20 protein-coding genes and 1 pseudogene are annotated in these 20274 nt (G+C 52.2%); 13 read left to right on the forward strand and 8 right to left on the reverse strand.

Features of this window, described 5'->3' with window-relative positions:
- Window positions 1-22 precede the first annotated feature (22 nt).
- A complete protein-coding gene (gene mqo / locus JFU58_RS26450; RefSeq protein WP_201142741.1) occupies window positions 23-1669 on the reverse strand; it encodes a malate dehydrogenase (quinone) in 1647 nt (548 codons plus the stop codon).
- Between the two features lie 482 nt (window positions 1670-2151).
- Here mqo and JFU58_RS26455 point away from each other — a divergent pair, with 482 nt between their 5' ends.
- Window positions 2152-3339 carry an MFS transporter gene (locus JFU58_RS26455; RefSeq protein ID WP_201142742.1) on the forward strand — a complete coding sequence of 396 codons (1188 nt, stop codon included), beginning with the start codon at window positions 2152-2154 and terminating at the stop codon, window positions 3337-3339.
- Between the two features lie 101 nt (window positions 3340-3440).
- On the opposite strand, the gene JFU58_RS32360 is transcribed toward JFU58_RS26455, so the two are convergent.
- Both JFU58_RS32360 and JFU58_RS26460 read right to left on the reverse strand, forming a co-directional pair.
- The gene (locus JFU58_RS32360; RefSeq protein ID WP_242488332.1) at window positions 3441-3662 is read right to left on the reverse strand and encodes a hypothetical protein; all 222 of its coding nucleotides are present in this window, start codon (window positions 3660-3662) and stop codon (window positions 3441-3443) included.
- A 145-nt stretch (window positions 3663-3807) separates the two neighbouring features.
- Entirely contained in the window at window positions 3808-4173 is a 366-nt protein-coding gene (locus JFU58_RS26460) for a DUF6124 family protein (protein WP_017477275.1), read from the reverse strand.
- Between the two features lie 421 nt (window positions 4174-4594).
- Here JFU58_RS26460 and JFU58_RS26465 point away from each other — a divergent pair, with 421 nt between their 5' ends.
- Both JFU58_RS26465 and JFU58_RS26470 read left to right on the forward strand, forming a co-directional pair.
- A complete protein-coding gene (locus JFU58_RS26465) occupies window positions 4595-4930 on the forward strand; it encodes a GrlR family regulatory protein (RefSeq protein ID WP_177026819.1) in 336 nt (111 codons plus the stop codon).
- A gap of 369 nt (window positions 4931-5299) precedes the next feature.
- Window positions 5300-5556: pseudogene (locus tag JFU58_RS26470) on the forward strand (pyocin activator PrtN family protein).
- 31 nt (window positions 5557-5587) lie between these two features.
- Here JFU58_RS26470 and JFU58_RS26475 read toward each other — a convergent pair.
- The gene (locus tag JFU58_RS26475; protein ID WP_177026820.1) at window positions 5588-6922 is read right to left on the reverse strand and encodes a hypothetical protein; all 1335 of its coding nucleotides are present in this window, start codon (window positions 6920-6922) and stop codon (window positions 5588-5590) included.
- Window positions 6923-7426: 504 nt separating this feature from the next.
- On the opposite strand from JFU58_RS26475, the gene JFU58_RS26480 reads away from it, so the two are divergent.
- The 7 genes from JFU58_RS26480 to JFU58_RS26510 all read left to right on the forward strand — a co-directional run bounded on the left by JFU58_RS26480 (window position 7427) and on the right by JFU58_RS26510 (window position 13206).
- Window positions 7427-9139: a hypothetical protein gene (locus JFU58_RS26480; RefSeq protein WP_201142743.1), complete on the forward strand. Its 1713-nt coding sequence runs from the start codon at window positions 7427-7429 to the stop codon at window positions 9137-9139.
- 267 nt (window positions 9140-9406) lie between these two features.
- Complete coding sequence (locus JFU58_RS26485) at window positions 9407-9814, forward strand: hypothetical protein (RefSeq protein ID WP_201142744.1); 408 nt, start codon at window positions 9407-9409, stop codon at window positions 9812-9814.
- An 11-nt stretch (window positions 9815-9825) separates the two neighbouring features.
- Entirely contained in the window at window positions 9826-10116 is a 291-nt protein-coding gene (locus tag JFU58_RS26490) for a hypothetical protein (RefSeq protein ID WP_201142745.1), read from the forward strand.
- Window positions 10117-10793: 677 nt separating this feature from the next.
- Window positions 10794-11003 carry a hypothetical protein gene (locus JFU58_RS26495; protein ID WP_010176277.1) on the forward strand — a complete coding sequence of 70 codons (210 nt, stop codon included), beginning with the start codon at window positions 10794-10796 and terminating at the stop codon, window positions 11001-11003.
- Window positions 11004-11216: 213 nt separating this feature from the next.
- Entirely contained in the window at window positions 11217-12002 is a 786-nt protein-coding gene (locus tag JFU58_RS26500) for a TIGR04255 family protein (protein WP_177026823.1), read from the forward strand.
- Between the two features lie 2 nt (window positions 12003-12004).
- Entirely contained in the window at window positions 12005-12526 is a 522-nt protein-coding gene (locus JFU58_RS26505) for a hypothetical protein (RefSeq protein WP_177026824.1), read from the forward strand.
- 326 nt (window positions 12527-12852) lie between these two features.
- Complete coding sequence (locus JFU58_RS26510; RefSeq protein ID WP_177026825.1) at window positions 12853-13206, forward strand: hypothetical protein; 354 nt, start codon at window positions 12853-12855, stop codon at window positions 13204-13206.
- A gap of 27 nt (window positions 13207-13233) precedes the next feature.
- Here the strand turns inward: JFU58_RS26510 and JFU58_RS26515 are convergent, their stop codons facing one another.
- Window positions 13234-13782, reverse strand: coding sequence for a hypothetical protein (locus JFU58_RS26515; protein ID WP_177026826.1), 549 nt, complete (start codon window positions 13780-13782; stop codon window positions 13234-13236).
- A 227-nt stretch (window positions 13783-14009) separates the two neighbouring features.
- Here JFU58_RS26515 and JFU58_RS26520 point away from each other — a divergent pair, with 227 nt between their 5' ends.
- The 3 genes from JFU58_RS26520 (at window position 14010) to JFU58_RS26530 (ending at window position 16251) form a co-directional block, all read left to right on the forward strand.
- Window positions 14010-14183, forward strand: a complete 174-nt coding sequence (locus tag JFU58_RS26520; protein ID WP_177026827.1) for a hypothetical protein — start codon at window positions 14010-14012, stop codon at window positions 14181-14183.
- A 758-nt stretch (window positions 14184-14941) separates the two neighbouring features.
- Window positions 14942-15187, forward strand: a complete 246-nt coding sequence (locus JFU58_RS26525; RefSeq protein WP_201142746.1) for a BRO family protein — start codon at window positions 14942-14944, stop codon at window positions 15185-15187.
- A 5-nt stretch (window positions 15188-15192) separates the two neighbouring features.
- The gene (locus JFU58_RS26530; RefSeq protein ID WP_201142747.1) at window positions 15193-16251 is read left to right on the forward strand and encodes a hypothetical protein; all 1059 of its coding nucleotides are present in this window, start codon (window positions 15193-15195) and stop codon (window positions 16249-16251) included.
- A 238-nt stretch (window positions 16252-16489) separates the two neighbouring features.
- On the opposite strand, the gene JFU58_RS26535 is transcribed toward JFU58_RS26530, so the two are convergent.
- The 3 genes from JFU58_RS26535 to JFU58_RS26545 form a co-directional block, all read right to left on the reverse strand.
- Window positions 16490-17284: a DNA adenine methylase gene (locus JFU58_RS26535; RefSeq protein ID WP_201142748.1), complete on the reverse strand. Its 795-nt coding sequence runs from the start codon at window positions 17282-17284 to the stop codon at window positions 16490-16492.
- Between the two features lie 156 nt (window positions 17285-17440).
- The gene (locus JFU58_RS26540; protein WP_017477265.1) at window positions 17441-18493 is read right to left on the reverse strand and encodes a phage portal protein; all 1053 of its coding nucleotides are present in this window, start codon (window positions 18491-18493) and stop codon (window positions 17441-17443) included.
- Complete coding sequence (locus JFU58_RS26545) at window positions 18493-20250, reverse strand: terminase ATPase subunit family protein (RefSeq protein ID WP_201142749.1); 1758 nt, start codon at window positions 20248-20250, stop codon at window positions 18493-18495. The genes JFU58_RS26540 and JFU58_RS26545 overlap by 1 nt, the downstream gene beginning before the upstream one ends.
- Window positions 20251-20274 lie beyond the last annotated feature (24 nt).

The raw sequence follows: 20274 nt of genomic DNA on the forward strand, positions 1-20274 counted from the left end.
GAATCAGGACCTCGCCAACGTCTTACAACGCGATGTCAGAAGCTGGCTTGCTCGGCTCAGCCGCAGGCTTGGCAGCCTCGGTGGCTTTTGGAGCAGTCAGTTGCGGAATCGCTGGCGGAGGCGTCAGCTGCAGAATGTTGGCGGTGTAGGCCCATTCTTTAGCCACAGCTTCCGGGCTGTCGTTCAGCTTGGTGCCGTAGCTAGGCACGATCTGGTGCAGCTTTTCCTGCCAGGCCGGGGAAGCAACCTGTTCCTTGAACACTTTCTGCAGCACGGTCAGCATGATCGGAGCCGCGGTGGACGCGCCTGGCGATGCACCCAGCAGGCCTGCAATGGTGTTGTCAGCCGAGCTGACCACTTCGGTACCGAGTTTCAGGACGCCGCCCTGCTCTTCGTCACGCTTGATGATCTGCACACGCTGACCGGCTTGCCACAGGCGCCAGTCTTCTTTCTTGGCGTTCGGGAAGTACTCTTGCAGCGCCTTGAAGCGGTCGTCATCCGACAGCATCAGTTGGCCAGCGAGGTACTCGACCAGTGGGTATTCGCGGATACCGACTTTGGTCATTGGCCAGATGTTGTGGGTGGTGGTGCTGGTCAGCAGGTCCAGGTACGAGCCTTCTTTCAGGAACTTGGTCGAGAAGGTCGCGAATGGGCCAAACAGAATCACGCGCTTGCCATCCAGCACGCGGGTGTCCAGGTGCGGAACCGACATCGGCGGTGCGCCAACCGAAGCTTTACCGTAGGCCTTGGCCAGGTGCTGCTCGGCAATCGTTGGGTTATCGGTTACCAGGAACGAACCGCCCACAGGGAAGCCCGCGTATTCCTTGGCTTCAGGAATGCCCGACTTCTGCAGCAGGTGCAGTGCACCGCCGCCCGCGCCGATGAACACGAACTTGGCGTCGGTTTCAGTCTTGGTGCCGTCTTTCAGGTTCTTGTAGCTGACGCGCCACGAACCGTCGGCGTTCTTGGTGATGTCCTGCACTTCGCTCGACAGTTTCAGGTCGAACTTCGGCGTGGTTTGCAGGTGAGCGACGAACTGGCGGGTGATCTCGCCGAAGTTCACGTCCGTACCGATCGGGGTCCAGGTGGCCGCGATTTTCTGGTTCGGGTCACGCCCTTCCATCATCAGCGGGACCCACTTCTTGATCTGAACCGGGTCTTCGGAGTACTGCATGCCGGCGAACAGCGGGCTCGCTTGCAGCGCTTCGTAACGCTTCTTCAGGAACTTGATGTTGTCATCGCCCCACACGAAGCTCATGTGCGGAGTGGAGTTGATGAACGAACGCGGGTTCTTCAGGACGCCCTGCTGAACCTGCCAGGACCAGAACTGACGGGAGATCTGGAACGCTTCGTTGATCTCGACCGCTTTCGGGATTTCAACGTTGCCGTTCTTGTCTTCCGGGGTGTAGTTCAACTCAGCCAAAGCCGAGTGACCGGTACCGGCGTTGTTCCAGCCGTTGGAGCTTTCTTCGGCCACGCCATCAAGGCGCTCGACCATCTCCATCGACCAATCCGGTTGCAACTCATTGAGCCACACACCCAGGGTTGCACTCATGATGCCGCCGCCGATCAGCAGCACATCGACTTTCTTTGCCTCTTCCGCGTGAACGGAAGTGATCCCCATCGACAAAGCCAGCCCCAGCAGGGCAGTGTTTACTTTTTTAAACATCAGTAGCACCTATGATAAAACGCCATCCGCCCCACCGCCCCTGATCATGGGCAACCCTCAATCACGCTGCGCCAGGCAACGCACCGCGGGGTTTGCACATTCATTCGGGGACCGCAGGGTGGGCACACAAGGCCGACGTATCGACCTCACTTTTATGTCCCTTCTGCGCTGACTTCTTATCATTATTGGCTTCAGCTACCTGGGCGACAGCCAACCGCCGGGACGTATACGGGTGTACGCACCGGAGAAAGACTAGACCAAGACGGCGCGCAGAATATCACGGCAAACAGCCGGTATGCGCTGTTTGGCCAATTGACAGCTCTAAATCGCGGGTTTTAACGCCCCAGTGTCAAGCTCGACAGGCGCGACGTGGGGTCACAGGGAGGGAACTCTGCCGAAAAAGGCTGTTCTAGACACCTTCGTCGCTGCTTGCGTAGCATCGGCGGCTCTCCACCGTGTCATCCATCCAAACAGAGCGATCCATGTCTATCCACCAAACACCCGGGCACGTGCTGCCCGCGCGCAGCGCCGCCAAAATGGAAGCTGCCATGGCCGTGGGCGCGTTCGCTATCGGCACCGGCGAATTCGCCATCATGGGCCTGATGCCCGACATCGCCCACAACCTCAACCTCAGTGAGCCGCAAGTGGGCCATGCCATCAGCGCCTATGCGTTGGGCGTGATGGTCGGCGCGCCGCTGCTGGCCATCCTCGGCGCCAAGTTGCTGCGCAAACACATGCTCCTGCTGCTGATGGGGCTGTATGCCCTCGGCAACCTGGCCACCGCGTTTACCCCAACCTTCGGCTCGCTGGTGGCCTTCCGCTTTATCAGCGGCCTGCCCCACGGCGCCTACTTCGGCATCGCCGCCGTGGTCGCCTCCAGCATGGTGCCCAACGACAAACGTGCCGGCGCCGTCGCGCGGGTGATGATGGGCCTGACCCTGGCCATGCTGCTCGGCAACCCCATCGCCACCTTCCTCGGTCAACACCTGGGCTGGCGCTCGGCGTTCGCACTGGTCAGCGCCATTGCCCTGTGCACCATCGCGCTGGTCTGGCAATTCGTACCGGATCGCCACGACGAACCCCGCAGCGACCCGCGCAAAGAACTGCGCGCTTTCACCAAACCGCAGGTGTGGATGGCGCTGTCCATTGGCGCTATAGGGTTTGCCGGGATGTTCTGCGTGTTCAGCTACCTGGCGCCGACAATGCTCGAAGTGACCAAAGTCTCGCCGCAGTGGATTCCCTTCGGTCTGGCCGCGTTTGGCGTAGGCGGCATCATCGGCAACATCGCCGGCGGCAAACTGTTTGACCGCCTGCAATTTCGCGCAGTGGGTTGGATCATGGTGTGGTCGATGGCCGTGCTGATCTTCTTCACCTTTGCCGCGAGTTCGCTGTGGAGCGTACTGCTGGGTATTGGCCTGGTCGGCACCATGATCGCCATGGCCGCGCCGCTGCAAATCCGCTTGATGGACATTGCACATGAGGCACCGAGCCTGGCGGCGGCGTCCAACCACGCGGCGTTCAACCTGGCGAATGCGCTGGGGCCGTGGTTCGGTGGGATGGCGATTACGGCGGGGTATGGGTGGACCAGCACGGGTTACATCGGCGCTGCCACGGCACTGCTGGGTTTGGGCATCTACCTGATCGCCCGCCGCATGAAAGGCGGCCACTAACGCCACACCTCCAAACCCCACCCACGATCCAATGTGGGAGCGGGCTTGCTCGCGAAAGCGGTGGGTCAGTCACCAAGTAAATGACTGCCCCACCCACTCACTCAGTCATCATGCATCAACCCCGAACCATACTCCCCGTAACTGCTCCCCAGCGCGCTGCCCCCAAAATTCATCTTGGCGGCCTTGCTGGGGCTATGGTCCCCAAACGCCTGGCATCCCCCTGAAAAACACGGGTCGCTACTCACGTCCGACGAACCCGTCGAACAAGCGGCCAACAGCAACGTGCCCGCGACCATCACGACTTTGACGAGATTGGAGATCATTTTTCAGTTCCCTTTGGGCTGGAGGCGTATAGGTCCTCTCTTAAGGAGGATCGTAGACCTCAAAAGCGCAGGGAATTATGAAACTTTGCTGGATGACAGGATGGGTTCAGGTTGCCGCCTTGGGGTAAGGCGGCAGGGTTCGGCGTCAGGCGGTGGCCGTGCTGCCTACAGGCGCGACTTGCTCCAAGGCTCGGTCAACGAGTAGAGCACTCAGGTCGATTAGCTGCTGGATACCCAAGACTATGGCGCGATGGGGCTCATCGAGGTCGAAAGCCAAGGTCGCGGCCATTTGGTTGGCGGATTCCAGGTTTTCAGCGGCGTTGGCTAGGAGAGTTTCGGTGTCTATGTCAGGGCTGACGAGGAATAGGTTGTTGCTTGACTGGTCGGCGGGTGCATCTTCATCAGATGACGGCAAGTAATGATGGATGGCACGCTGAGCCGCAGCTTGAAGCTTGGCGTCAGTGGGTGCAGCAGTTGAGGCATGAGGCGGATTCGGCGTGACTTTGTACATGGCGAAGCTCCTTAACTATTCAGGAACTGCCAATCTCACTTCCACATGAGGGTGGCAGCTGTACGCAGGTGTGGAAGACCAGGGCTAAGGACCCGGCGCACCGAAGTGCCCCGCGCACAGCCGCCAAAACACATGATACAGGCGTGAAAAAAAGCCGGCTGGTGTTTATAGGCGATTGCGTCTTAGCTGGTACGGACTTCCACATCCGGCCGCTGGTTTTCCAGCGGTTTGAGGAGGTTAGCGATGCGAGGTCTGAGGGACAAGCTGAGAAAAGCGTGGGAAATTTCCCGGAGGGTTACGGACCACTTTTTTCTCAGAACACACATTAAGTAACATTTCCACGTATGTAACCTTCCTAATAAATTGCGAATTCCTAGCAGGGAGCTAGCATCAAAACGCTATCAATCTAGGAATTATGAAAATGTCTAACGGTATTTTTTCAGTAGCTTTTAGATCTAACCGCCCAGATCATGGAGACGGTCTCGTAGTAATCAAAGACGGCTCCGTTAACGGAGGAGACCCGAACTATCTTTATCAAGGACAAGTACCGACTACCTCAGGAGCTTTTACTGGACAGTTTAAGGTCAGCATGTGGCGTGCGGGCAATACAAATGTCGCAGGCGTTGACAACTACCTTCTAAATGCTAACGGCAATATCGATTATGAAGGTGGAACAGTTTCACTATCCGGCACAGTAGAAGGGGCACCTCACGTCCAAATAACCCTTCACGGAAAAAAAGTCGCGCCAGCTGTCTAGTTCTGCGTTCAAGTTAGATAACTCATCGGTCATCTAACTTGTTTCAATCGACGTCCACCCGAATAAAACAAATGTCGGGGTCTGACCACTATACCAACGCATCATCAACGTGCGAACGTGGGCGTATTCCAAACGAAAAGAGATTGTGAACGGCGTGGAAAGACCTCCCCACACCCAGGATCTATCTCTAATAAACTGCACCCCATTCGCCTTGCTAACTTTGATCCCTCATGCCCCTACAAACCGCTCCCCTCTCCCGCTGGTTCTCCGTCGCACGGGTGATTGAATAAACGGGCCGGATTTATTTAAGATTGAAACTAGATTATTAGGCGTAAAATAAATCCGTACCGTTCACATCTATTCCTCCTGATGGCTCAATACGAAGACTGCGCCGTAATCCCACTAGACATTATTTGCAATGATTATATGAATCTGAAAGTCGAAAAATTCAGGCGAAAATGTTTGGATGCCGAGATTGATATTCCAATCGCTCCTCTTGGCGCAGGTAGCCAGAAAGCCAGAAAGCGGCGCTTGGCATACACATAAGAGACCTAGCAGATTACATTGATCGACAATGCGAAAAAGCTACAACTGAGCAAAGGAAACTTATGGGAAAAGCCGCATAATCAACAGAGTCCGACTTTAACCAAATCGGACTCAATCCCCTTCATCACAAAAGGCATCATCGTTATAAATTCCAATAGATCTTGTGTAACCTCCAGGCGCTCCGCGCACATACATTTCCTTACAGAACTGCACCCCACGTCCCCCAACAACACACCTCATATTCTCAGCCTCATTCAATGGTGCCTCCAAAGAACTCGGCACACAGTCAAACACTACCCTAAGCAAACTTTCAGCAATCTCCCTAAAGCTATCTTCAGCAATTGCTATATCCTCTTCCGAATTCACGTTAAGCACGAGCTTCACGTGCCTTACAACATCCTCCCCACCTCTTATGTAATAGGAAATATTAGAAGATCGAAAGTTAGCACCAACCTCGATATACTTTGAGTTTCCGAACCAATTCTCGTACCCATACGCAGGTCTATACGTATCAATCTCCAACCGAAAACCGTACAAAAATCTTCGAGCGTCTCGGGGCACCCACCCATCAGCGCTAGCTACAGACAAAGGTTTTTTTTCTCTGCGTCTTCGGTATTTCATAGAAACAATTGAAGCTTTGATTTCTGCGGGGCCTGATGCGGCCCAGTTATGCAATTCTAGCAGCCACTGCTGCATTAACTCGACATCTGTTCTAAACATCATCAATGCAGTCCGCTTGGCGTAAGCCGCTATCTTCTCATCTTTCAACCTCAATCCTATTTGAGCAAATGCAACATCGTAAGCCCCGTATAGCCCAAATAAATAAAGAAAAGGGAAAAACATAAAAGTGAGAATTACCGGACCAAAGAAATCCTTGAAGTTTGTCCCACTTGCAAAAGAAGTAAAATCATTGACCATCTCAAAAGCAGCATTCGTCAAATATGCGACACCTATAACGATGACCAAACGATCTAAATACTTTGTAATCATTGCATTTTTTTCTTCACGGGAAGAAACCGCGCTAAGCAAACTAAGAAAGACCACAAGCGGAACGAGAAAAATCTCCACCCACAAAGAAAAAGAATAGAGACTAGTAACGAACACAACGATGGCTGTCGGCTTTACAGCACCGCTAACAAGCCCACTAAAAAAAGACCTGTCGGATCTAATCTTAGATAAACTAAACATTGAGCTGAAGGCAAACGTCGCACCCCATACAATGGTTGTTTTGAGATTTGCATACTCCCACAAATCAACTCGATACAGGCCGTAAACGCAGACAGTCATCCATAAAAAAGCTAGCGAAAAAAAACCTAGAAAATGACGACTAAAAAAAGCTTTAAATATTTCAAGTAAATTACTCCTGATATCTCTCAGGAAACACATAGCAATAATAGCGACAGCAGTCCAAATTATTATAGAAATCTCACGATTATTAAATTCCATTTCTCCTCCCCAAGAATTAAGAAAATCGTCTCAGCTTCTAATATAGCCTTTCTAACCACGACCACTTTTCATCGAAAAAAGGGGACAGATTTATTTAATATTGATCTAGTCTCGTACGATCAACCCCAGCTTCTCTAAGCCATTCCTTATAAACTGCTAACCCTTAGCAATCTCCGTCCCAGATCCCAATTTCCTCAGACATAGCGCCACCGCAAGCCCTGTCCCGTCTCTTCAGCGTTGCACCCATGATGGGTTGGAAGGCCTAAACCTAAAGCCCTCACAGTACAGGCACTACAGCGCTACCGCCGACCATCAGCACCAATTTCGTATCAACACCATTCTTATGCACTGAAAATCAGTCCCTTTCTCGCTGGATGCAGTAATCCCAAGCATTGTCAGTGCTATGCTTGGTTCTTTTCGAAGCGAATCGTCAGCAATAGCAGTTAGTACCCACTGACTGCAATATGAGCTATGCAAAGTGGGAGTGCCGGGCAGGCCATCAATGTGTCCGTGAAGACGGTGCTGCTCCGTAACAATCACAACTGCTTCAGTAAAATCCTTGGCCCCACAGTTATTATACGGTTGAATCACTTTATGAACCCTGCTGGCATTGACACTAGCGCATTACTCACCATGCTAGGCTTAATCGCTGCGGTGTGGGCGATCGTGCCTAGCACTGCCAGACTCAGCTTCCGGTTAAGCTTGAATTGGTTCGACTGGCTGGTTATTTGGTCGGCCCTGCTAGTCATCCATGGCTTTTTTTTCCAGCCCGTACTCTCCACACTAGGAGTGCCTAGCTTTGGCCCCTGGCTATGGGGATTCGACAAGAGCGCCACCCAGTACCTGCTGTTTCTACTCCTCGCTGGATTTGTCTACTGGCGGTCGCGCAGGACGAAGCTTACACGGTGGAACCTAGGCCTATTCGATGACCTGAGCACCTCACTATTGCACGCAGGTAAGCTAGATGAGCTTGCTGACTTGCTGCATCGTCATCTCGCATCTGCTCTTGATCTTGCGGCGCCAGAGAGCGTGCGAAACCATTTGGCCAGCGCTATTCGCCCCCCACGACCCGACTTCCAACTAATCTTCCGAGACGACGGATCCTTCTCGTTAGGAGAAGGTGCTCCGGTAAACTGGTTATTCCGCAAATGGTTCAGTTTTCGCGAGTGGCTTGCTGACCTGGTTGGCCCCTCGCAGCGGCTGCAGCGCCGTGCCGCCATCGTCGTAAAACGATTATTGTCATCCCGTCGACTTGCTGGACACCTCGCAATCGTTCGACCATACCTTTGTATGGAGGTCATGGAGCGCGCAACACGCTTTGAAGAGGACTTCCAAGACGAGTTCTTCAACGCACTGTTGGCAAATGAAGCTAGCGTCTTGTACAGCGAGCTCAAGAACAACAAAAACTTCGGCGAGGGCGGACGCCGCTTGAGGCTGCCTGATGAGAACCGCATCTTGCGGTTCTACTTTGCCGATGTTGGCGTAGCAGCCCGACTCGGGGTCTACCGGTCTATTGGCGAGGCCGTACTCGCGCGAATTGATGCAGATGAAGCTCTAGAAAAGAAATTCAACGGGCGGCTGCTTACCTTTAAAGATGTTGGAAAACACCACGACCCGATTTATGCAGGCATCTGGTTCTTCAGGATAATGGTCCTGGAAGGCCTGCATCAGCGTACCGCTGATCACTTGTGGCTCCACTACATGCCTCATTTCGCTGGACGTTTAGTCGATCGCGCTCGCGAAGTTCGCCCCGAAGACGAGGACTATGAGTTCCCAACACCGCTGGGCTACCTGTTGTACGAAATCGTTGACGCTACCGCGGTGTGGGTTAGAGATGCCGAATCGCTAACGAAACCTGGCGACGTGCTAAGACCCAACCAACTCGAAGGCAATCACGTTTACATCTCCTTCGAAGCCGCGGAAGCCATCGGCCGAGTTATGCAGGCTATCTTGACATCTCCGCGCTTGCCCCGCCGACTCAAGGGTGAATTGCTTGGTGTGGCGCTCACGACCCTGCGTGATTTGGAGCAGCATGCGCACTTGGCACCGTTAGCTAATGTGATGCGTACACACCTCATCACCCCCTATGGCTACAGGGAAAAAAAGGACTACCTGTATACCCTCAAGCAATTTTTCGATGAACAGGACCATGTGCTTCGGGCTCACCTGGGGAACCTGAGTAAGGAGCTCAACTCTGCCGTGGAAGCTGCACTCTGAGAACAGAGCGGCCTTAAGTAGCGCATCAATCGCTTAGTCCTCACCCAAGTCGGGTATAAAGGGCATTTTGGCCCCGTCGAGTACTGAGTTGAACCGTAACAAGAACCTCGCATCACCCTATAGCCCTTCAAACCATCCCTGACGTGCGTCTCTAAATCGAGTGCTGTTCGTTCACGGCAATATTCGGCCAAAAGCTGCCCTGTGCCTATCTACGGGCGGGGCGATGACGGCTACCATTAAAAACTTCAGATAATTTAGAGTGGAGCCATGAGCACATTCATTGATTTAGCTAATTCTCTACACCTTGCTGACATTGCTATAAACGCCATCGGTGGGTTTCTCGGCAGCGCTACACTTCTGTGGCTAGCGATGGGAACGCAAGGCATTAGGACTTTGAGATCCAGACTTGGACGACCGTCTGTACTGCTACAGGCAAAAAAAACGCCTAAAAACATCTTTACGGGCATTGAATTGGGAGCCCCTGCGGAATGGATTAAAGAGCAACTTGGACCACCGAATAGGATTGCCGAAAATTGGTGGGGCTACCGATTTTCCGACTCCCTGGTTTCTCTAACATTCGACGCTAACCGTTCTCTATTAACACTCGCCGTAGCGCTCACAGATGAAAAAACGACGTTTGATTTCCCTGCATTACATTTTGACTGCCCCCGCTAGGGAAAATAGTCGTGGCTGATCTCCAAGTGGATCATCTTTCATTAACGTTCAATGATTCCACTCGGCATAGTGAACTACTGATCACAGGCAGTGAAGGGCCACGAGGAGCTTTTCACCACATCGCTTTCGGGGTGTTAAACCCGCACATTCCGGGGCCCCTTTTAATAGATGATGATTTCCAGTGGGACAGGAACGAAGCCGTGCTTATAACTCCTGCGGATAAATTGAAGATCAACTGGGCTGCGGTGTCAGTAACTTCAGAAATTTCGACGTTCCCTTGGGATTTAGGCTTAAGGTTGTAATGGGTGGTTAAACACGCCCTACAAACTGAGCGTCCACAATACGCCGATAATTGGATTCGTTCGGCGAACCCCATCTATGGACGGAGCGATGCCTCGTTAGACGATGCAGCGGGCTGATGAAATTGTCTTATTTGCCTCATTGGTATCTCGCAGACAGGCCAGGACATAACGCAGTTCGATCTGTGGATGTTGGCCAAAATATTTGACTAAGGCGCAGCTATCGATATAAGCGAAGAGCTCGCCCATATCGCTGTCCAACTGCTTCGCGTAGCAATCCAGGAAAAAAGGGGACAGATTTATTTAAAACTGAGTCTCGTGCCAGACGATCAATACCCGGCCTTTCAAACCCGTTCCTGATAAACTGCTCACCCTTCGCATTCTCCATTCCAGATCCCAATGCCTTCAGTCATAGCTCCACTGCAAGCCCTCTCCCGCCGCTTCTCCGTCGCCCCGATGATGGATTGGAACGCCTAAACCTACAGGCCTCACAATACGGGCACTACAGCGCTGCCCTTAATCGGCCGTACCACTTTCGTACCAAGTAGAACATTCCCGAGCACCCACGCTGCCTTATGAGTGAACGACCGCCTGGTAACGAGCGAGGGTTATCAAAATATCAAATCTAAGCCGCTCAATGCCGCTGCTATGCTCAAACCAGTCTGATGCAGGAGCCGACAATGGCACACGAATATTCTTTGGTAGACGTGCTTGAAAGGATGTACCTCAACCAACTGGCCCTAGAGGCAGCAGTCATGGAGCTGACGCTATGGGTAGAGCAGCAAAACGGCTCGGAGGCCGGGGAGAACGCGCGAGGGGCGCTTCATGCCATTGGTGAAAACTCAGGCTTTGTGAAACAGGGACTAGCTCGACTGAGAAGACGCGAATAACTCCCGTGAATGGCGATGAGCCACAAAGACTTTTCCCGTGAGTCATTCGGACGATGAAAGCCAAACGACCGTAAATTAAGGAAAATCTTTGCCAACTTGAACGAATAGCTTGATTTTTTAGGGCAGGTGTGGCTGATTTCGCCTAGGATACTGACAGCACTTAGATTCCGTGCAATCATAGCCACCTTTTTTGTACCTAGCGACGAGTACCTCATGAGCGCAAGTTGGAAAGCTGACGAATTAGTACTTACGCGGTCTGACAACCAGAATCGCTTCAAGCATAACTTTTTGAAGCAGGCTGTTTGCGAATTACGATTTCCGACGCTAATTGAGCTGGGCGAACAACGCCCACCTTCCTCATTTGTGAAAGCGCTTCGTAAAGACTATCCAATCCTGGAGATGAATAATGAATTTACTCTCGGCGTCGGATCAAATAGCGCAGGCTCCAGCAATGTTCACGTTTTTAGATCTGCTAAGTCGAACTGGAGCATTTCTTTAAAAGAAAATAGCATAGCGATTGAAACAACTACTTATTCTGGATTTAGCAATCTACGAGAAAGAATCCTTCAAGTCATAGATGCTGCAGAAAAAATAATTGACTCGGACTTTTTCACTAGAATTGGGCTTCGATATATCAACATACTGAAAACCTCAGATGAAGACATAACAGCCTGGGTCAACCCACTATTGACGGCATCTATTACCTCCAGACATTTCATTGGCATTAATGACTTTGGGGGAAGAATGCAGCTATTGGCTGACGATGGGGGTTGCCTACTCCAACATGGAATTCAACTTAACCATGGAAATCCGGAACAGCCAGTAAGACCTAGTTATTTAATTGACACTGACACTTATCGTACCGAAGTCTTAGTGTCAGATGCCTTGGACGCAGTAGATGTGATGCACCGCCAGGCATTTGACATTTTCGACTGGTCGATTACTGAGAAAGCTAGAGAGTTCCTATCAACGGACTTAAGATCTAGAAAAGGGGTTTAAATATGGAATATTACGTAGACGTCGCCCCCATTCCTTCTCCTTCGATGTTTTATACGTCGCAAGCACCATTGAGGTCTAATCCTCCAGCGAGCAACTCGATCTTTGGCGCAACTCAGTTTTTAGCCACAGCATATCCTGGCACGAACTCTGCTAATCGAAACATTGAATCGTTCCAAAAACTCGCCAAAACCACCAGTCAACTTGACTCAACGTCATTGGTACCGAAGGCTGTTGATTGCGCTCCCTTCCGCGCTTTGGGCAACGAACATCAAGTCAGCGCCAAGGATATAGAAGTCAGTAAAATTGCAGAATCACGCATAAGACTCCTTGCAATAAAATACGCGAACGACTCTGTGTCAGCAGAAATGATTGCACGACTAGAAATCCTTAACTCAAGGCTTATCGAAAAATCCCCAAGAGTTACGGCGGAGCAAATTAGCCACTTGGAAAGTTCTATAGATTCAATAAAGTCAGTTGAGCAATCGAGATTGAATCGCGCCCAACGCCTAGGACTTTCAGTTTGACAATCACAGTATTTCAATACCCAAAGTCAAAGCATTCAAGATCCTTGACGCCTAGACTATTCAAACGATATCAAACCTATAAACGCTATTTGCAGCACGAATTCTCAAGAACGTGCGTTTATTGCCGTCAACCGGACAGTAGCGCCCCAAACCTGAACTTTGGCGTTGATCACTATAAACCTAAAGGCATCTTAAAATTTGCCGGACTGGTATGCGACTATCAAAATCTGTACTACTGCTGCGGCAGCTGTAATTCACGAAAAAACAATGATTGGCCCACAGACGAAAAGAAAGGGCCTTACATTGTTAACCCCTGTGACTACATAATGAGCAAGCACCTAAAATTTGATGCAGCCAATGGCACAATGCTCACCCACTCAAAGTTTGGCAAATATACCGAAGAACTACTGCAACTCAATGAAAACACACAGGTAGAGTTCAGAAAAACCACTCTGCACGCATTAAAAATCACCACAAAAGAATTGGCCTCTCTTCACGACCAACAAAAACAGCTTTCCGACCTTCTTAAAGCAAATAAAATCTCACTCGACGATTACGAAAAAGAAATAAAGGACATAGATGAAGACATCAAACTAACAGAAACATTAATTCAAAACCTAACAGGAACAAAACCTCCACTTCCTCTTAAGAAAGAACGCTTCGGCGTTGCATTATCTTAACACCAATAAAACAGCCTAAACTTTCCACTAATCTGACGAGCTGAACGCGAAGGGGTACTCCCACGCGCATTCATCCATCAGGCGATCAAAAAGTTTTTGCTGATCCTCTAATTCCTTGTGGTCAGCTAAATCTAAATAATAATTCAGTCCGGCATGCTCATAATAAATTATCCATTCGCCTGTCAACGCCCCTCTATTTCTTCTCGCTTCAACCCCGCCATAGACGAGTGCATGTGCCACACGGTTGGCCTTAGCCTCCCAGTACTTTTCCATATCCGTATCATCCTCGTCCGACTTCAATACTTCATGTAGCTTCATCTTCAGCAGTCCCTGCTTCACTGCGTAATCGCCGAACCATTTGTTCAAGATGTTCTGGGGCAGATGCTTTGCGTCAAAGTAATGCTTGTGCCAGAACCGTCCTAAAATGGGACCTCTGAATTTTTCAGCTGCTTTTGTACCCGTAGGCCGACTTGTCGATAGTTTTTCAAGCAGTGCGATCTCATCTAATACCGAAAATTTATTGATCGTTCTGAGCGATGAACAGTATTGAAGCCGTAATGCTAGGCACTGGCTCATACGATGCGCGTAGGACTCTGATAGGCATACGTTTTTTTTAAGCAGTAGGGATTCGTATCGATGTAGTAAGGGCATAAATTTTTCCCTATAGGTTTTTTGCGACATCTAAGCCCAAGTACGCGCTGAGTCAAATCAGTTTCTACAACATCCGATCTGAAAGGAACCCCCACCTTATCTGCGGCTGCGCTTACAATAGGCCACCACCACAGGGAGTAGGACGTATGCAGATGAGTGACGCGGTAGAAGTGGTTCAGGTGGCCGGTGCAGCCAGTGCCAACAAGAAGTTGGCCGAGGGCTGGAAGTTGTTGGCCGTAGTGCCCAATGCGAATAACGTTGGCGTTTCGCATGTGGCCTATGTGCTTGGCAAGCCAGCCGAGCCGGGTCGTGGCATTTTGGACTGACGCGAAGGGTAGGTCATCGCGCTACCAATACGCCACTTATGTAAAAAAGCCCCCGCACTCGAGCCTGGTGCGGGGGCTTTTTTGTGTCGGCGCAGACCAGAGACATCGCATGATCGATAACCGCCGTTTACACGTGCACGCCTGCATGTGGAGACCATGATTGCCAAAATTTTCCGGGCTAAAAAAAAGAGTAACATAGGTAATCTTGGTCGATTTTTACGCTCAAGCCATTGAAAATAAAGGATTTATAATTTCGATCAAAAGGTAATTTTTAAGTAATATTGAAGTAATCTGATTACTCTTTATAAATGTAATTCCCCATTTCAAAAAAGCCCTTTAAAATCAATATATTGGCCAATAATTACCTTTTCGATTACTTCTCTGTTACTCCTTTTTGTAATCTCAAAGCCCACGGAATACGCGGCCTCCAGCCCCTTTCCCGAAGGTGATTACTGAAATTACTCTTTTTGAAATCCCCCCCCCTCTACCATCACAGCAACGCCTCCAGACCTTCAGAAGAAATACCGCCTCGGTGCAGGGTTCCGCAGGCTTTCGACCTCCCCACAACGCCAAGCTACCGCCCAGCCTGAGCGGCCCGGAGTAGTCCGCAGGGGCGCAGAAAAAACGACCCATTTAGCCCGCAGGCGAGGTGGGGGGACGACGGCGCGCGCCAGGTGCAGATCGAGTTGCCGATCGCAGCCAGGCTGGGCAAACTGCTCGATGCCACATTTTGGACAAGACTCGTAAGGAACGCACCGATGATCATGCCCATACTGTTTGAGTTTGAAGCGTTGCCGGTGCGAGTTATGAGCGAAGTGAACGAAGAGCATTGGTTTTGTGCCGAGGATGTTTGCACGATTCTCGGCTACAGCAACTCAAGACAGGTGATCAGCAACAACTGCCGCGAGAAAGGTGTCCGTAGAGCGGACACCTTTACGGAAAAGGCAAGCATGTACCGCACAACTGCTAGTTACCCGTCCTCTCGACACCAAAAACCTGGATGAAGTTCATGGCGAACAATAAGAAACAATATCGGAAAAATCCCGGATTGAACCTGATAGAGCTTGAGGCTACTACTTCAAGTTGCTCAGCTTGTGGGACGGAGAACGCTATAGACTGGTTAGGGGACATGAAGTACCCCCACGAAGCAGTAGTACCAAACCATGGTGATGGTCGATGGATACCCGTCTCTGTTCCGGTTAAATGTAGCAACTGCATGCTAGACTATCATCACAATATACCCATAATAGACCGTGATGGAACATGGGGGTTATATGGAGATGAAGCGGGAAGAATCGTTGAATTCAACGGAAAACGTATACACTTCTTCTGCTTAACACTGATAGGATTACACAGAAGCAAACATGAATTAATAAAATCAAAACTAAACAAATTCAAACTGGATGCCAGACCCGATCTTGCACCCGAAACATGGACTCATCATTTCACTGAAATCTGGAGTGATAGTGGACCAGAAAGGCGTTTCGCCTTTCCAGGAGTTGCTGAAAAAATCAACTATGGCCAGCGTTTCGCCAAGATGATTAAAGACTTATCACCGGAGCTTGTGTGTTTTAACTTCTCCAGCGCTATAGTCCTCGGCGACGCACGCAAGGACAACGCTTCAGCTATAAAGACTCAAAAAGAAGATCTCTTTAAGCAAGCTTTGCTAGCTACACTTGACACCATGCGAATTAACAAAAAAGGAGTTATTTGGCATTTTGATAATATAAAAGATTCGACATCTGGGGAGCGTACAGAGGGATGGGCGTTGGAATGTTTCCTAGGACTGCAATATACTCGCCTCTTCACGTATCTAGCGGCCGGAATTTATATTCCTGAGCCAAAATTCATGATTCCCGGATCACATTACCTACTTGAAGTCGCAGACTTTATTAGCTTTTGCATAGCTAGAGACTTTTTAAAAATCTCTCAGGGAAAGGCAGGAGAGATTCCATCGGCACGGCTTGGAAAAATCTATTGCTATCGCATAATGGAAGATGGTCAACCAGATTATGCTTTTGAAATGGGCAGCTTTTTCTTGAAAAGATATTTTCCAGTATTTAAATAACTAAAAACCGCACAACTATCGAAACATAGGTCGGTTCTGAAGCACAAATATTTGGCGAAACGTAGGAGTACACCAAAAACAGGATGCCAACGTCTGACCCGAGAGCGAATATGACCGTCAACGTCCCAAGCAATGTGCTGCACCAGGGCGAGCCAGCCGAGACCATTGAATGACTCAAGGTCAGCACCGCCGTGGGCAACACGAGGAACAAGGATAATAGTCTGATTCAGTCAGTTCCCTAGAACAGCCCTCCCAATACTGCTGGCTCCCAATTCATGATTACCAACTCCCCGCTGACCTCGACTTTCCCCTGTCGTTGATTCGCCGTGCTGTATCGAATGTCCACCATCTCGAAATGGAACCCTTCAAATACACGTCGGATATCTGGGTGATCGTTAATGCTGACCATCACCTTGCCCTTGCACCGCCGCATGAAGTCGGCCATCCGCTCATAGTTTTCAAAGGGGAAGTCCACGCCATAGCCGGCGGTTTGCCAGTAAGGTGGGTCCATGTAATGGAATGTGTGCGGCCGGTCGTAGCGCTCAGCACATTCAAGCCAGCCCAGGTTCTCGACATAGGTGCCAGACAGCCGCTGCCAAGCTGCAGACAGGTTCTCCTCAATCCGCAGCAGGTTAATGGCTGGGCCAGTTGTTGCGGTACCGAAGGTCTGTCCACTGACCTTGCCGGCGAAAGCATGGTGCTGCAGGTAGAAAAAACGCGCTGCCCGCTGGATGTCGGTGAGCGTTTCCGGCCTGGTCATCTTCTGCCATTCGAACACCTGGCGGGAGCTGAGCGCCCACTTGAACTGGCGCACGAACTCTTCTAGGTGGTTCTGCACGACACGGTACAACGTCACCAGGTCGCCGTTGATGTCGTTGAGGACTTCAACCGGCGCAGCCTGGGGCCGCATGAAGTAAAGCGCTGCGCCGCCGGCAAAGACCTCGACGTAACATTCATGCGGCGGAAACAGCGGAATAAGACGATCTGCCAGGCGACGCTTGCCGCCCATCCACGGGATTATTGGTGTGCTCATAAGTGATCCTTGTTTCGATAATTGGATTCGCTTAGGCTTCGCACCCCCTGCGCAGTGGGGCGAGGCCTTGGTTGGAGCACTCGGCGTGTTCGAGTGATTCAGCGTCGAGCGGGTGTTAGCGCACCAGCTCGTCGCCTCGTTTACTGCGCGGGGGTACTACTTCCCCCCCGTTGGAAGCTCAAACTCCTTGAAGCTGACAACCTCTTCACCCAGCCACTCGTTGACCTGGGCCAGCCTCGCCTGCAACGGTTCCAGCTCGTTGACCGCCCAAACCTCAGCAGCCTCTCGCAACGACCCAAAACCGCCCGCGTTCTGCGGCACGATGCCCATCAACTGCGGTGGAATGCGCAACGCCGCGAGCAAGTCGTCGCGGCTGATGTTCTTGATCGAGCTGAATTCGTCCTTGGCAGCGACCTCACTCACCGGGATGAGCTGAATGCCGTCCTTCTTCCCGGCCGGCGCGTACACGAACAGGTTGCGAAAGTTGCCTGGCCCTTTCGAGTTCTTCAGCGCGGTGCGCAGTGAGTCGATGTCCTCCTCCTTCTGCGCCGCGTCGGTCATGTACAGGATGAAACCGGCGTGGCTGCCGTTGTTGTAGTACTTGCGCCGGAACAGCGTGGCGCTCTCGTTGAGCAGCGCACTTTGCAGCGCTGCCAGCCACTCCGGCAGGCCGTAGATCTCTTGGTTGATATCAGCCTCACGCAGGTGGCAGATCGAGCCGGGGGCAAACTCGTGCTCATCCTTCCAGCCACGCACCTGGTAATAGGTCTCCATGTCCACACCCCGGCGCATGTATTTCGCCAGTGGAGGCAGCAGGCCCATGGTGTTACGGAGCATGTTGTTGCGCTTTTCCAGGTAGCAGTTGCCACACCAGAGCCAGTCCAGGGCGAACTGCTCAAAGGCTTGGCGACTCAACAGACGGTGGGGAACGAACGTGCGGGCGAGCATGTTGCGCTTGAAGTTCAGCCCCGACTGTAGGTACACGCTGGCCCGGGTCGTTTTTGCCAGGCCATCCATGGACATCGGTGTTTCAAACCAACGCCCATTGGCCCAGCACTCCAGATAGTCGAGGATCTCCCGGCTATCCAGCACGGGAGCGGGATCACCGAAAGTGAACGCTTCAACCGGCCCGGACTCAGGCGGCAGCAAGTCCCCTTCAACGGGTGGCTGAGCGGTGGCCAGTTGGGTTCCGCGCTTACGTCTGCTCATCAGTAGGACTCCATAAATCCGGTATTCGCCGTGGTCTGCCCTTCAAGGGGTTCGTTGTGCAGTGCGTGGAACAGCGCCCACGCCAGGTCGGCATGGCCCGTCTCGTCTGTGCGACCGGCCGTGTAAGTGAACATGCGCCCGGAGGCGGTGATTGTTTTGCGGATAGCCATCAACGACTGCGCCATGTCCGTCCAGCCTGCATCGAACTCCAGACGACCGTTTTTGATGACGTCATAAGCCTTCAGCACCAGGCGGGTTTTGACTTCGGGCGAGTAGCTGAACGTGGTGATGTTCGGGAAGAACTGCTTCACCAGCTGCGCCACGCCAGAGCCCATGCCGGTGATGTCGATCCCGATGTAGGTCACCCAGTAGCGTCTGGTGACCTGGCGAATGGCTTCAGCCTGGGCCGCAAAGTCCATGCCCCGGAATTGGTGTTTTTCCAGCACCCTGAACTTGCCGCCAGGCACCATGGGCGGGCCGATCACCACCAACCCTGCGCTGTCACCATTCTCTGCTGGGTCGTAACCCACCCAGACCTGACGATCCCCGAAAGGCCGCGCGGCAAACGGTTTGTAGTCCTCGGCCCAGAGGTCCCAACTGTCCACCATGCACGGCTGCAACATCGCAAGCGGGAATATGCTCGCCCCGTCGTCGATGAACTGGCACATCAGCAGGTTCTGGAACGCCTCGGCGTCGTACTCCTGGCGCAGCTCGTCGAGGTCGAACAGGTCGCAGCCACGGTCCTCCGCGTCGAGGATGGTGACGATCTGCCGCCAGACCCGGTCCTCACACAGCCGCCCCTGCTGCAGGGCGTCATGGGAGACGTCGATTTTTATCCTTTGCGCCGCCGGTTTGCCCTTGTTGAACCGCTCGCCCGTCCAGAACGTATAGGCCTCGTGCGCCATGCTGGAAGGCGTCGAAAAGTAGGTCCGGCGGTACTGCTTCTGCATCGCCATGCCGCTGGCGACCTTGTTCAGTTCCTTGAACTTGAACGTCCAGAAGAATTCGTCAAAGTAGAAATTGCCGTGGTAGCCCTGCGCGGTCCGGGCGTTGGTGCCCAGGAAGTGCAGCTCCGCACCATTCCCCAGAATGATCGGGTCGCCCGTCAGCTCGACACCCACCACCTCGCGGGCAAAGGCCTGGATGTAGGCCTTGAAGATATGCGCCTGGTTTTTAGAGGCCGACAGGAATATCTGGTTGCGGCCAGTCGTCAGCGCATCGATCAGCGCTTCGCGGGCGAAGTAGTATGTCGCGCCGATCTGCCGTGACTTGAGGATCGCCCGGGTTCGCTGGTTACCCGCTTTGTACCAATCCAGCTGATAACCGAAACAGCCGTCAATGAACGCCTCAGTCAGCTTTTCGATGTGCTCTTCGTCGAACTCGTTGCGCTTCGGCGCCTTCTTCGGCCCCTCGTTGCGCTTGGCCAGGTTCGGATTCAGCTCGGTTTCGGTACCGCCGTCATTGAAGCGCTGAATGCGGGCTTGCCGCTCCAGTTGACGGTGCAACAGGTCAATTTCCTTGTAGTCCGATCCTGACTTGGGGTCCTTGAGGATCAACTGCACCAGGCGGGCTTCGGTCGCCGCCTGGATACGCTCCAGAGGTGTCGCCCGGTCCCATTCGTCGCGGGCCTTCCAGCTGTGCAGGGTCTTTTCTTTCTCCCCGATCAGCTCAGCGATCTCGCACACGCGATAGCCCTGCCAATACAGGTGCTTGGCATGGCGGCGGTGATCAGTGGGCAATTCGACAATGGCATTCATGGCGCAGATGCTGCCGCCCGCGCG

The organism is Pseudomonas sp. TH34 (assembly GCF_016650865.1).
Classification (GTDB): Bacteria; Pseudomonadota; Gammaproteobacteria; order Pseudomonadales; family Pseudomonadaceae; genus Aquipseudomonas; species Aquipseudomonas yamanorum.